At 36.5% G+C, this 13,655-nt stretch carries 9 protein-coding genes and 2 tRNA genes; all 11 read right to left on the bottom strand.

Annotated features, from left to right (window positions below; translation table 11 throughout):
* Positions 1–8: 8 nt before the first annotated feature.
* The 11 genes from ABVT42_RS08960 to lolB all read right to left on the bottom strand — a co-directional run bounded on the left by ABVT42_RS08960 (position 9) and on the right by lolB (position 13,651).
* Positions 9–2,120 (bottom strand): peptidase domain-containing ABC transporter, encoded by a 2,112-nt coding sequence (locus ABVT42_RS08960; RefSeq protein WP_353874434.1) that lies wholly within the window; start codon positions 2,118–2,120, stop codon positions 9–11.
* Complete coding sequence (locus ABVT42_RS08955; protein ID WP_465251058.1) at positions 2,117–2,494, bottom strand: hypothetical protein; 378 nt, start codon at positions 2,492–2,494, stop codon at positions 2,117–2,119. Before ABVT42_RS08955 ends, ABVT42_RS08960 begins: the two co-directional genes overlap by 4 nt.
* A 1,549-nt stretch (positions 2,495–4,043) precedes the next feature.
* On the bottom strand, positions 4,044–7,070 hold the full coding sequence (locus ABVT42_RS08950) for a DUF3857 domain-containing protein (RefSeq protein WP_353874433.1): 3,027 nt from the start codon (positions 7,068–7,070) through the stop codon (positions 4,044–4,046).
* Positions 7,071–7,349: 279 nt separating this feature from the next.
* A tRNA-Met gene (locus tag ABVT42_RS08945) sits at positions 7,350–7,426 on the bottom strand.
* 504 nt (positions 7,427–7,930) lie between these two features.
* On the bottom strand, positions 7,931–9,022 hold the full coding sequence (gene ychF, locus ABVT42_RS08940; protein ID WP_353874432.1) for a redox-regulated ATPase YchF: 1,092 nt from the start codon (positions 9,020–9,022) through the stop codon (positions 7,931–7,933).
* A gap of 21 nt (positions 9,023–9,043) precedes the next feature.
* On the bottom strand, positions 9,044–9,634 hold the full coding sequence (gene pth / locus ABVT42_RS08935; RefSeq protein ID WP_353874431.1) for an aminoacyl-tRNA hydrolase: 591 nt from the start codon (positions 9,632–9,634) through the stop codon (positions 9,044–9,046).
* A gap of 54 nt (positions 9,635–9,688) precedes the next feature.
* On the bottom strand, positions 9,689–10,312 hold the full coding sequence (locus ABVT42_RS08930) for a 50S ribosomal protein L25/general stress protein Ctc (RefSeq protein WP_353874430.1): 624 nt from the start codon (positions 10,310–10,312) through the stop codon (positions 9,689–9,691).
* Positions 10,313–10,712: 400 nt separating this feature from the next.
* The gene (locus ABVT42_RS08925; protein ID WP_353874429.1) at positions 10,713–11,660 is read right to left on the bottom strand and encodes a ribose-phosphate pyrophosphokinase; all 948 of its coding nucleotides are present in this window, start codon (positions 11,658–11,660) and stop codon (positions 10,713–10,715) included.
* Positions 11,661–11,869: 209 nt separating this feature from the next.
* Positions 11,870–11,944, bottom strand: a tRNA-Gln gene (locus ABVT42_RS08920).
* 40 nt (positions 11,945–11,984) lie between these two features.
* The gene (ispE, locus tag ABVT42_RS08915) at positions 11,985–12,899 is read right to left on the bottom strand and encodes a 4-(cytidine 5'-diphospho)-2-C-methyl-D-erythritol kinase (protein ID WP_353874428.1); all 915 of its coding nucleotides are present in this window, start codon (positions 12,897–12,899) and stop codon (positions 11,985–11,987) included.
* 35 nt (positions 12,900–12,934) lie between these two features.
* Entirely contained in the window at positions 12,935–13,651 is a 717-nt protein-coding gene (gene lolB, locus ABVT42_RS08910; RefSeq protein WP_367023675.1) for a lipoprotein insertase outer membrane protein LolB, read from the bottom strand.
* Positions 13,652–13,655 lie beyond the last annotated feature (4 nt).

The following is a 13,655-nucleotide window of genomic DNA, read 5'->3' as shown; positions in this document are numbered from 1 at the left end:
TAATGTTCTTAAATTAGAACGCTTTGTTTTTTTGTGTTCATACAATAAATTTTATTGGCGCTATTAATCGTTTCACTACGGTGCGCAATAAATATTTTGGTTAAGTTTAGATTTTTTAGTTGTTTGTTAATGAGTCTTTCATTTTTACTATCTAAATGGGAAGTCGCTTCATCCATAATAAGCATTGAGGGCTTTTTATAGAGTGCGCGGGCAAGATAGATTCTTTGCTTTTGTCCGCCAGATAGCGTGCTACCCATTTCTCCAACAAGCGACTCAAACCCCATAGGCATTTCATTAATATCTTTTAAAATGCAAGCCTTAAACGCCGCTATCTGAACATTTCTGAAATTAACTTTTTCATCAAAGAAAGAAATGTTTTCCTTTATTGAACCGGCAAATAAGCAGTCTTCCTGCATGACCGTGCCAAATTGCTTTCTGAGTGATTTTTTATCCCATTTTTTTATATTGATGCCGTCGATAAAGATTTCTCCCTCTGTGGGCTTAATTAAGCCTAATATAATTTTTAACAAGGTTGTTTTACCACAACCTGAATCACCCACGATGGCAACAGACTCTCCTTGTTCTATTTTTAGGCTGATATTACGGAATACAAAGTCATCTGTTTCAGAATATTTAAATCCCACATTAACCAGTTCAACCTCACCCTTGACTTTCTTTTTGATTTGTTGACTTTCATTTAATTCAGGCTGAGTCAAAATAATGTCGGATAAACGATTAATGTGAATGTTAAGTAATTTATACTCGATAAATTTTTCAATCAAACTGCCCACACGACTGGTGAAGTTTACTTTGTAGGCCATAAAAGCGAATATCATCCCTATCGAAATAAGGCCTTGAATATTTAGCGTGATTGCAAAGTAAACAACAAGAATATTTTCTAGACCAAAGATTAACGTGTTAATAGAGGAGAACCAGATGTTTAACCTGCTCACAGCAATGTCACTGTTGAGTGCGCTAACAAATTTGTTTTGCCAAAATCTTTGTCTTTGTTCTTCTTTACCAAATAACTTGATGGCTTGTACGCCTCGAATGCTTTCCATAAATAGAGAAGATTCTTCGGCGCCTTTTACAATTGAATCTTCGATTTTTTGCTTGAGTAAGTTGTATGAAACCAACCGAACCAAGCCATAAACTATCAAGAATGTTATTACAATAAATGTTAATTTAGGACTGTAAATCAGCATTAACGCCAACATACAAACCATTAATATGCCATCAAGAATAACTTCAATGACGCCTCCAGTTAAAAAACTATAAATTGTATTGCTAGAAGCGTATCTAGAAACAATATCTCCCAGGTGTCGTTTTTCGAAAAAATCAATTGGCAGGCTGGTTAAGTGCTTAAACAAGCCACTACCTATTTGCAAATTGAGTTGATTCCCCATTCGTATTAAAATGAAACTGCGTAGCGTATTGGTGGCCACATTGAGAAGGAGTAGCCCAAAAAATCCAATAGCTAATATCATTAACAACTGACTGTCGCTATTTATCGTCACTTTATCAATTGCAATTTGCATATAAAAAGGAGAGGCGATTGAAAATAGCTGAATGACCAATGACAAGATAAAAATTTGTACTAGAACACTTTTTAAATTGGAGATGCATGTCCAGAACTCACTCAGTTTTAAGTTTGATTTTTCTTTGAGTTGGCTAAAGTCTTTCGTTTTAATGAGCTCTAATGCAATACCGGTAAATCTGTCTGATACTTCACTAAGCTTATATTTTCTTTCTCCACATGCAGGGTCATGAATGTATATATCATGACCTTTAACACTTTTAAGTACGACAAAGTGATTGAGATCCCAGTGTAAAATGCAAGGTGTATTTAAGTCTTTGAGTTCGTCTAGATCGAGTCTTAAGGCTCTGGTGGAAAATCCCAATGATTCAGATATTCGTATTAATTGGTTTAAGTTGACACCCTTTAATGAAATTGAGTACTTTTGTCTCAAATGATGTAAGTCGATATCATGCCCTTGATAATTTGCGACCATCACCAAACAAGCCAATCCACACTCTGCTGCTTCAGATTGATAGACCATTGAAAGTGTCGTTGAGCCAACAAATTTTAGTTTTTGTGTCACCCGATTGAATGCGTTCATAGGTGCCCCTTAAGACTAAATATGGGCTCTAGCAACCACTCAATAAAGCTTCTATTTTCGAGGATAATCGCTGCATCGAGTAACATGCCACTTTGCAAATTAAGTTCTTTGGCATAAGCTGTGACAAACTGCTTATCGAGTTTAACCTTAACTTTATAAAATGCTTCTGTCTGGTTAACCGGTGTCGATACTTCTGAAGGAAGTAATATTGTTTTTCCAATATTGGCAACTGCACCTGAGTAAATACCAAATCGTTGATATGGAAAAGCGTCGTACCGAATAAGGACTTTTTTATTGAGTTCTATAAAGCCAATTGAACGAGAGGGAACAAAAAGCTCTGCCTGGTATTCAGCAGAAGCCGGGAGAATTACCATAACAGGCGTATTTTGTCTTAATGTTTGACCTATTTTATATTGAATATTAGTTACCGTACCTTGGGTGCTACTTTTTAATAAATAATCTTCAATACTATGGTTTTCTAAAATCTTTTTATCTAATTCTATTTGTTGTTGAGAATACTCGGAAATTAATTGCTGAGAATCAATCGGTGCTCGGCTTAATTCGGATTGAGACAGACTAATCGATTTTTGTAAATTTACTAATTGCTGTTCAGATAATTGAATATCTGATTTGATATTTTCGATGAGAATTGATTTATCTAGGATGTATTGTTTAGACGTAAAACCTTTGTTAGCGAGTTCTTCTAAATTTGTAAAATGCTTTTCATGTAATTTCAGATTGTTTTTCAGTCGTGTAAGTTTGTTAGTAATAATGCTAATTTCTTGTTCGTTTGCGACAATCGTATTATTTAATTTTTTTGTTTTAATAGTTAAAGTACGCTTTTCTAACGCAATTTTTTCATTAAATATTAGTTTTTGTTTATTAAGTTCATCTATTAATACACGCGAAAGTACTCGGCCACTGCCATCTACTCGAATATTTTGTACTTTAGCTAGAACGTCTCCTTGATTCTAATACTTCTGTTCGGAATAACTTTTGTACAATAATGAGTTCTTTATTTATTTACTATTTAAAGACGGGATAGCTGCTTTTGCGTTTCTGTGAGAAAAAATATAACAAAAACGGTATTTTTAAGTTTGCAGATTTTCAACAATTGTTTGTACAAAATAGATAACAGCGTAATTTTGTTCGTAAATTCTGTGTTTAGTAGGCTGGTTGATTAGAAAGTATCTGCTCGAGGCGGTTAAAATATAGCCAAAAGCGTTTATGTTATTAATATTCATCGCTCTGGTATGAGTTGTTCGGTGAGTGTGAGAGATAAAAAGAGGTGAGAAATAATTCTATTGGGTTATTTAGCGTATTGGTCTGAATATAAATCCGTTACTTTTAATCATAAAAAAGACAAACAATTATTTATTTTGATACATATCTCTTCAAATATCATACATGCATTGAATTTTTTATAAGTACTAAGAATATTGAGCTGACTAATTAATAATAATTTTGACTTTATAGTATAAGGAAAAAGCAAACAATCTATTTGCTATCTATATTCTCACATGAACTTCTTTATTCAATTCTGCGAAATATTCTCAACACTAATAAAGGTTCAAAATAATATGAATAAACATGCAGCGCTATCTTCGTTATTAATTTTTTACCAAGTGTAATATCTGCGGCTAATTATGGTACGGACTTGAATTTAACGTTAATGCCTGCCGCTGGTGGAATGGGGGCGTAGGTATTGCGAAACCTCAAGACACAACCGCATCTGTTTCTGGAAATCTAGCAACAATTAATGTTGATTTACATGTAGCACGCGCTTTAGAGCGCGATGAAAAAATAGGTGCAACTGAAATTACCGCAAGCGCTTTCCATTTTGGTATCAATTGGCAATTTTAATGATAACCTTTATTAAATTTGCCAAGCTACTAAATATCTTTAGTAACTTGGCTAAAATAATTATTGACTAACTGTTTTCCAGTTTTTCATTAGTTGTTCGACAAAAACTTTATCTTTTTTATTTTCACTAGAGACAAAAAGTAAAAAATAAGAATTATTTTCGTCGTTTCTTATAATTTTGATAATAGTATTCTCTTGTGTGGTTTTTGACCAAGTTACTTCAATATCATCAATTTGGTTATAGAGCGCTGTTTCGAATAGAAATTGATCTGTTTCATCTAACCAGTACGAAAACACCCGATCAGATGTATAACCATTACCATCATTTCGTATAAATAAAACGGCATCACTATAAAAATACTCGATTTTCTCATTTGGTAAAATTATTTTTTTCCGCTGCATAAATGCTATATCATGAGAATGCAATTTATCTCCTGAAATAACGCTATCTGCAGGTAAAAAGCCAAAACTTTCACCAGTTGAAAAAAAGATAATGGGCAAGGAAAATAAAAACAATAAAAAGTGCCGAGTAGACCAACCTGAATTATAATCTATTGCTTTAGCTTCATTCAGTTTATTAATATAAATTAATAGTGGTAGTAATAGCATGACTAAAACTAATTGAATGAAAATAAAATAATCAGATTTTCTACTTATTATAGTTAAAATTAAATAGATGATGGCAAATATCACAGCGAGAGCGCTAGGAAAAAGTTGATTTTTTGAAAATCGTTTTTCACTATCATTGACGAGATAACTATATAGTGAGTAGTACCAAAACTGATGAAATATTCCTCTAGCAATTGGCATCATAGTTATTTGTTCTTTAGTTTTAATATATTTAAAGTTTCTGTATATCCAATAAGCACAGTAAATGCCAAATGTTAATATTGAAAGGACGATAAATTTGGGAATGGAAACCGGATAATAGATTAACTCTCCCTCAAAAGGATTTCTTTTTCGATCAATTCGCCAAAGTATTAGACTAATGATAATTAGAGAAAAATAAGCAGAAATAGCCAGCCAATAATAAAAGATATCATTATTTATTTGTGTTTCTTCAGTCGCCGATTGATCGGTAGCTATGTCACTTTGAGTAGTATTGTTTGACTCTTGGTTAATGAAATCTTTCGCTTCAAATGAACGATAAATGCCATAGGTGGTATTATCCTTAATTCTTTCTAAAGCCGCATCATATTCAGGTATTTCTGCTGTCTCAATAAAACTAACTTTAGATCGATAATTAAAAATTAATTTCAATTCTAAATTAATTGGATCAAACTCAATTGTTCTTGAGTAATCAAAAAATGAGTTTGATTCCTCAATATTTTCTGATTCAAAGGTCCACTCTCGATCATCTAACTTTATAGCAATAATATGTTCAATATTTACAGGATGACTAATAGCGAGAGGATCTTCTCTGTTTTTAGTTTGTTTGCTAGATAGATATCCATTAATACTGTCGGCATAAAACCATGCATAAAACTCTTTTTCTTCGTTATCTCTCTCCCAAAAATTACTAATTTCATAACTTTCGTTGCTGATTCTATTTGATGTTTCTGAATCTTCTGTAATAGTTAACTCTGTTTTTACTATTAAGCCTGGATAGTAGTCTTTATAAAAATTAAAGTATGAATCTTTTAAGTCGGCAAGTCCTTTAGAAGCCAGGTTTTGCCGATTAAGCTCTGCATTGTAGCCAGAACTTTCTGTAGTAATACTAAACTGAGTCTTATCTTCAACCTCTGCCGGTAAAACAAACTGTTCTAAAATCCGGCTATAAGTTGATTGGTGATCAATATCCATCTTCTCAAGTTCATATGTCGAATTTTTAAGAACTAGAGCTAGTGAATAATCGGGTTGATAAATTTTGTTAATTTGAGTGTTTTGATATTGTCTTGTAGGATCGAACCAATAAATTTTATCATTTAAAATTACTTTTGCAATTACATGATCGAATCGACGCATACTTGGAAGTCGCTCTGTTAATTTGGATGCTAATGTCGTATTTATCAGTGCAGGGTACGCTTCTATTTTTAAGGCTTTGAGGATGGTTAAAAATAAAACTGTTTTATCTTTACAGTCTCCATATTTTCTCTTTAAAGTTTCATCTGCATAAGAGGGCTTATGTGAGTTTACGCCTATTTCAATACCTAAATAGCGAATAGTTTGCTGGACAAATTGTAATGCTTGTGTGATTTGTTCTTCTTGTGTTTTTGCTGTATTTTTTATCTTTTTTGCCAAAGCATCTATTTCGGGAGAAATTTTTATTGCTTCTAAAAATAGTGGGATTCCCCAGTTAACAATTTCTTTCCAGCTTTTTGATTCACTGAATTCTATATAATCATATTTATCATACCATTCCGGTGCATTACTATCTGTGTTGAGTGGTTGAGTATTTTGAATGGAGAGCTTGTATTCAATACCATTTGTTAGCGGTGTTTGTTTAATCGCATATTCGTTACCATGCTGTTTTATAATCAGAGGTGTCTCTTTTTCCCAAACAATTCTTAACCGTCTGTTGTCTACCGGAACACTCCACTGTAAACTGCTCACCTGGCTAAAAATGTTATTAAAAACAGGGTTGCTTCCGATAATTGTGTAGTCATATTCTAAAATATCACCTACTTGAATGTCTTCCAAAATAATACTAAGTGTATCAAAACCACTATAGATAAGATTTTTGGCTTCGCTTTCCTGTTGTAATATTTTGACTTGCGCCGTTGTAAACTTGTCAATACTGACATCACCACGTAAAACTTTGATGTTGTGAATTTGAACGTTTTGATAAATGGGAGAATATGAAATTTCTATTTGCGAATAAGTTTCTACGCCGGTCGGATTGAGAATTCTTTTGATATGTCGAGAATAATAAGAAGGTGGCTGCTTTTGTGGAACTCGAGTTTGGGTCTCAAATAGTAAGTGATTAACACCACCTTTTGACTGGTGTTCTGACTGGGTTTTATTTACAGCTACTGGTGTTATGTTGATCCATTCGGGGTAAGGGTGAAGTGCTATATTTTTTGATTGTATCCCACTTGCTAGAATGAATAACAAAATGGCTAATATAAACTGCTTGATCTTATTCAAAGTGACTTCCTCTGATCTGATATTCCTATGAATAACGCATAGATATTATTAATTTCTATTTATGTATTTTTGGTAAATATAATTATTTAATCAATGATGAAAGCTCGGAATTTTAACGTAAAAATTAACTAAAGAATATCAAGTTTTCAGGATGAGATAATAAATATGTTGGTTATTGATGAGATTAAAGCATTAAAAGTAACAATTTAAAGTAAACAGAAATTAAACAATTAGAAGAGGGCCAATAAAAAAGCCCGTTATAACGGGCTTTTTGAATAATGGTAGCAAGGAGTGGATTTGAACCACCGACCCCATCATTATGAGTGATGTGCTCTAACCAACTGAGCTACCTTGCCACTAAGTTAACCATGCTTGCGGACCACGATTAACTGCTTGAATGAAATAACTAAGTCATGTCATTCAAGAGGCGCGTATTTTGCTGATTTAGCACACTTTTGTCAACAGTCTTTTAAAAATTAGTTGCTTTTCCTGTTAAAAACTAAAATAACCCTATATATTTAACGTGCTAGTAGTTAGTTATTTCTTTTAAAAACAATAAGATATGTTGGCTGACTGAATGTTGTACTAAGATAAGTTATGAGTAATTTATAACAATAAAAGTTTAGCAAAGCTCAGTGTATAGATTTTGTAGAAAGTTGAATATTTAATGTAATAAATAAAAATTTTAACTTATAAAATGATTGATAGTTTCAAGTAAGCCGCTAAATATCAGGATTTGTGCTTTATGAGCAGATCTTAAGAAAAAAGACCAAGTCTTAAGATCGAACTTGGTCTTTGATTGGCCAGACGTATTTGGTTATAAAATCTATTGATAAGCTAGTTTACAATAAATAAGCGGCTTATACATTAAATCGAAAATGAACAACATCACCGTCTTTAACGATGTATTCTTTACCTTCCAGGCGCCATTTGCCTGCTTCTTTTGCGCCTGATTCGCCGTTAAATTCAATATAATCTGCATAACCGACGACTTCTGCCCGAATAAATCCTTTTTCAAAGTCTGTATGGATAACGCCTGCCGCTTGTGGGGCTGTTGCGCCAATTTTAACTGTCCAGGCTCTTACTTCCTTTACGCCAGCCGTAAAGTAGGTTTGCAGGTTCAATAATTCGTAGCCTGCGCGAATAACACGGTTTAAGCCGGGCTCTTCGAGTCCCATTTCGGCCAAAAATTCTGCTTGTTCTTCTGCTTCAAGTCCTGCAAGTTCTGATTCAACTGAGGCGCACACGGCAACAACACTGGCATTTTCTGCTTGTGCCAACTCGGTTACTTTATCTAGGTGTGGATTGTCACTAAAACCATCTTCACTGACGTTAGCAATGTACATGGTTGGTTTGCTGGTAATAAATTGCATGCTCTTGATGACTTGGGCTTCGTCTTTATCCCAGTCGCCAGAACGAATAGGCTGGCCGTCTTCGAGTAGTACACGACATTTTTCTAAAATTTCTAGTAATGCTTTTGCTTCTTTATCGCCGCTTTTAGCAACACGAATATTCTTTTGAATCCGCTTTTCCACCGATTCGAGATCGGCAAGTGCCAGTTCGGTATTAATGACTTCAATATCATCGAGTGGATCAATTTTATTTTCTACGTGGATGACATCATCATTTTCAAAGCAACGAACCACGTGCGCTATGGCATCGGTTTCGCGTATATTGGCTAAAAACTGGTTTCCCAGACCTTCACCTTTTGATGCCCCCTTAACTAGACCTGCGATATCAACGAATTCCATAGTCGTTGCTAAAACACGCTCTGGGTTGACGATTGTGGCCAATTTATCAAGCCGGGGGTCAGGCACTGGGACAACACCAGTATTTGGCTCGATAGTACAAAAAGGGTAGTTTTGAGCATCAATTCCAGCATCGGTTAAAGCATTAAATAATGTTGATTTACCAACATTGGGCAAACCGACTATTCCACACTTGATTCCCATTGTTTTCTCCGAAAATAATTACTAATAGTTAGCCTTAAATGCATGCATACTTTGCATGACTTTGTCATGATTGCCGCTGACAATATCGCGTGTAAATCGTAAGGCTTCGTCAATGCTTTCTTCTATTGCCCGCTGTTCATTGGGAGGGGCTTTGCCCAATACATAATTTGATACCTGACTTTTATGGCCAGGATGACCAATACCAATACGTAATCGATAAAAATCTCTGCAGTTTGCCAGTGATTTAATAATGTCTCTTAACCCATTATGGCCACCATGCCCACCACCATTTTTGAGTTTAACTGTGCCTGGCAGCATATCGAGTTCATCATGAGCAACCAGTACTTCATCAGGTAAAATTTTAAAAAATGTGGCTATTGCGCCAACTGACTTTCCACTCAGGTTCATAAAGGTATTAGGGATTAACAGACGACAGTCTTTACCGTCGATCATTCCCCGGCCAGAGTGACCAAAGTATTTGGTTTCCAATTGAAGGGGGATGGCGTGGGTTCTGGCGAGTTCTTCTACATACCAGGCACCTGCGTTATGGCGGGTCTGAGAATATTGAGGGCCCGGATTTCCGAGCCCTACAATCAACTTTATTTGGGTCATTGTGTACGATGAATCAAGTCAAACAGGCCGCATATTGTAGCCTGTTTGTCCAGCTTATTCAGCTGAATCGTCAGATGATTCTTCGTCAGACTTTGCACTACGACCTTTATGAATGGTTACCACTGCCTGGTCATGGTCTTCGCCCAGTGCCAGTTCAACCAGCTCAACACCATTAGGTAATTGCAGGTCAGATAAGTGAATAACTTGATCCATTTCAAGTGCACCCAGATCAACTTCGATAAATTCAGGTAAATCTTTTGGTAAACAACTGACTTCAACAGCACTGATAGTGTGATTGATTACGCCACCAGCTTTAGCACCAGGGCCTGTTTCTTCATTTAAGAAGTGAAGTGGAACAGTTGTCTGTAATTTTTCACCTGCTTTAATGCGCAAGAAATCAACATGGTTGATTTTTGGCTTGTATGGGTGACGCTGTAGATCTTTTAAGATAACGCTTTCAGGTGTACCATTAACATTTAACGTTAAAACGTGAGAATAGAAAGCTTCTTCTTCTAAATGCTTGATAATTTCTGAATGAATAACGCTGATAGTTTGCGGTTCTTTTCCTGCACCATAGATAATACCAGGAACTTTACCTTCAAGACGACGTAGGCGGCGGCTCGCACCTTTCCCCATATCTTCTCGAATCTCGACATTTAATTCAAATGATTCGCTCATTTTACGGTTCTCCAAATTTTAACCCTGACCGCGACCAGTTCAAGGTTTGGCTCAATCTCTCAAATCATCAGGATTTGAGGCATTTTTAAACCCTTTAAAAAGGGCGGCGAATTATAATTGAGATGGCAGGTTGGTTGCAAGTTATTACCTAAATAATCTAACCTAAACTGGCAGGTTGTCGCTGTTTGGTTGGCTAAAAGGTTTAAAAGACCCAAAATACTTAGGTTGCCAATAAAAAAACGCACTCGATGGGTGCGTTTTTATTGATTTAGATTGAGTTAAACCTGTTTGAGTTAAATTTATATGATTCAAACTTAACATCACTTAACTGTCAGATATTGAGATTAAATTTTAATACTCCAGTATATTAAAGAATAATCTTTCTAACCTGTTTTCTGACTTAGCCCATAAACATTGAGCTGAGAGATTCTTCTTCATTAACTCGGCGAATCGATTCTGCCAGCATTTCTGCCAGAGAAAGTACAATAATTCGATCACAAGCTCGAGCTTCTTTGGTGAGCGGAATTGTATCGGTAATTACCAATTTATCTAAAACTGAGTTATTAATGTTATCAATAGCATTGCCTGACAATACTGGGTGGGTGGCATAAGCTGAAACACTTTTTGCACCATTAGCTTTAAGTGCTCCAGCTGCAGTACATAGGGTGCCTGCGGTATCAACCATATCATCTAAAATTACGCAGTGGCGACCACTTACATCGCCAATAATGTTCATCACTTCTGATTTGTTGGCTTCTGGTCGGCGTTTATCAATAATTGCCAGTTCGGCATCATTTAATAGTTTGGCTACTGCTCGGGCGCGTACTACCCCGCCAACATCAGGTGAAACGACAACTTCGTCGCCACTGGCCGTACGCTGAATGTGCTCGATTAATACCGGTGTTGCATAAACGTTATCGACCGGAATATCAAAAAATCCCTGAATCTGGTCGGCGTGCAAATCAACTGTCAGAACCCGATTAATGCCAACAACAGCCATCATATCGGCAACCACTTTTGCACTAATTGGTACGCGCGCACTACGTACTCGTCGATCTTGTCGGGCATAGCCAAAATAGGGGACAACCGCGGTAATTCGACCGGCTGAGGCGCGTCTGAGTGCATCAGCCATAACCACCAGTTCCATCAGGCTTTCATTAGTTGGGGCGCAGGTCGATTGAATAACAAAAACATCCATTCCGCGAACATTTTCTAAAATCTCAATAGCCACTTCGCCATCGCTAAAACGACCTACCTTGGCTTTTCCTAACTCGACATCAAGTGCATCAGAGATTTTTTTGGCAAGTTCTGGTGTGGCGTTACCGCTAAAGAGCATCATATCAGACATAATTAGACCCCAATCTGTCTTTGAACAAAATTTATAAACGAATAATACATTAGCTTGCGCAATCTTGCTTTGATAAATTTATACGCATCGCATGTATTGGAAAGGTACTGACCAAAAGTATAGGTGTGATTAACCAATATGTATAACAGCAAATTTACCACTTTAATTGATAATGTTTCGATAAATAAATTTGGTTAATCCAGAGAAAATGGCAGGGGTAGCTGGATTCGAACCAACGCATGACGGGATCAAAACCCGTTGCCTTACCGCTTGGCGATACCCCTGTAGTAGTTTGAGTCATTTCATACTCAATTTGTCAACCAACTAGTCAGCTTTACCGACTTTGGTCTGCAGGTCAATATGAACCGGTGATAGATTTATCCCCTTTGTCACAAAGTGTGACCACTCACATTGAGCCGCTATTTTACGCACTTCTTGCTCATTGTCAAAGGCTGCGAAAACACAACTGCCACTTCCTGTCATTCGCGCGCTTGGACTGAATTGTTTGAGCCAGTCAACCGCCTGCTGAACTTCTGGATGTGCTTGACAAGCAACCGCCTGTAGAGTGTTAACTCCTTGGTAAGGCAGCTCCAGTGCGTTGAGGTCGCGTATTCTGATGGCTTTACTATTTCTTGTCAATAGTGGATTTGAAAAAATTTTTGCTGTGGCGATATGACAACCAGGTTGAATGACCAGATACCAACATTCCGGTAAAGAAATTGTGGTTAACTTTTCGCCGATTCCCTCAACAAACGCATTTTGACCGTGTACAAAAAATGGCACATCGGCACCAAGAGAAAGTCCTGTTTTAGCCAGTAATGAGTAATCTAAATTAAGTTTCCATAGATGATTAAGCGCTAATAACGTCGTCGCGCAATTTGAACTTCCACCACCTAATCCTCCACCAGCAGGTAAATTTTTATAGAGTTTAATTGAGGCACCAAGATTTTTTATGCGTGCTTGTGCTTGTGGCTGGTTAAAAGCATTTTGTGCCAGCGCTGTTTGTTTGAGTGCATTAGCGGCCCTGACGACCAGATTATCTGCGGTAGCTAATTGCGAAATATTGCAAGCTAATTCGATTTGTCCTGATTCATTAGGGTGTATTTCCAGCTCATCACCAAATTCAAGTAATTGAAAAATACTTTGCAGCAGGTGATAGCCATCGGTGCGTCTTCCAATTACCTGCAAGAACAAATTTAGCTTGGCGGGGCTGGCCCAGCGTTTTGGTGTTTTGGTCATTTGTCTATTGTTAATTAATCATTTTAACTGGTCCGCTAATGTTCGGATAAATTCGAATTATCAGGGAGTGGCTGCCAGGATTTTAACACGACTTTCATCGACATTTGCGGATGGGTTGCTTTTATAATTTTTGGTAATATTTGTCCCTGAAAGTCCTGAAAATTTTGAAATGAGACTTGCCAGTCATTGAAATAAATTAACGATAACTGTCCAGAATTATCACGAGTCACCAATTCACCTGACAGATTCGATGGTTGTCCTTTCACCCAATAACTGAGTGCTTCAATAGGAAAATCCCAACCTAAAGATTGATAGAGTAATTGTTGTGCATTTTGATGATAAAAAGTTTGATCATCAGGAAGTTCAAGTTTTGCCTGGTAACCCTGTTGCGAAAGTTGGGCGTAAGTTACGCCGAAGGTGCCGTATAAATGAAAATTAAAATCATCAGCGCGCTTTTTCCAGTCGAGTGTTGCTGTAACACTATCTTCTGCCGTTTTTATAGCGACTCTGGCTTTAAGATCCCAATAATGAATATCGGCTAATGTCGATGGTATTTGTCCAGATATTTTTGTTGGGGCCGTTTGACAGCCACCTAAAGTCATTATGAGAGCGGCGACCATTAGTGAGTTAAACGAACCCGACAGAGCCAATTGGCTAAGTTGACCAAATCGACTGAAAGCTTGCACACTTCGAATTAATTTTTGGAAGCTGCAATATTGGTTCGAGCTATCAGGCATCTTGCTTTTAGCCATTAGT

The organism is Aliikangiella maris, assembly GCF_040719265.1.
GTDB lineage: Bacteria > Pseudomonadota > Gammaproteobacteria > Enterobacterales > Kangiellaceae > Aliikangiella > Aliikangiella maris.
Note: the sequence above shows the minus strand (reverse complement) of the source record. Positions and strands in the feature narration are given on the sequence as shown.

Coding starts and splice junctions, on each gene's coding strand:
- ABVT42_RS08960 (WP_353874434.1), bottom strand. CDS start 2,120: ATGAACGCATTCAATCGGGTGACACAAAAACTAAAATTTGTTGGCTCA.
- ABVT42_RS08955 (WP_465251058.1), bottom strand. CDS start 2,494: ATGGTAATTCTCCCGGCTTCTGCTGAATACCAGGCAGAGCTTTTTGTT.
- ychF (WP_353874432.1), bottom strand. CDS start 9,022: ATGGGAATCAAGTGTGGAATAGTCGGTTTGCCCAATGTTGGTAAATCA.
- pth (WP_353874431.1), bottom strand. CDS start 9,634: ATGACCCAAATAAAGTTGATTGTAGGGCTCGGAAATCCGGGCCCTCAA.
- ABVT42_RS08930 (WP_353874430.1), bottom strand. CDS start 10,312: ATGAGCGAATCATTTGAATTAAATGTCGAGATTCGAGAAGATATGGGG.
- ABVT42_RS08925 (WP_353874429.1), bottom strand. CDS start 11,660: ATGTCTGATATGATGCTCTTTAGCGGTAACGCCACACCAGAACTTGCC.
- ispE (WP_353874428.1), bottom strand. CDS start 12,899: ATGACCAAAACACCAAAACGCTGGGCCAGCCCCGCCAAGCTAAATTTG.
- lolB (WP_367023675.1), bottom strand. CDS start 13,651: ATGGCTAAAAGCAAGATGCCTGATAGCTCGAACCAATATTGCAGCTTC.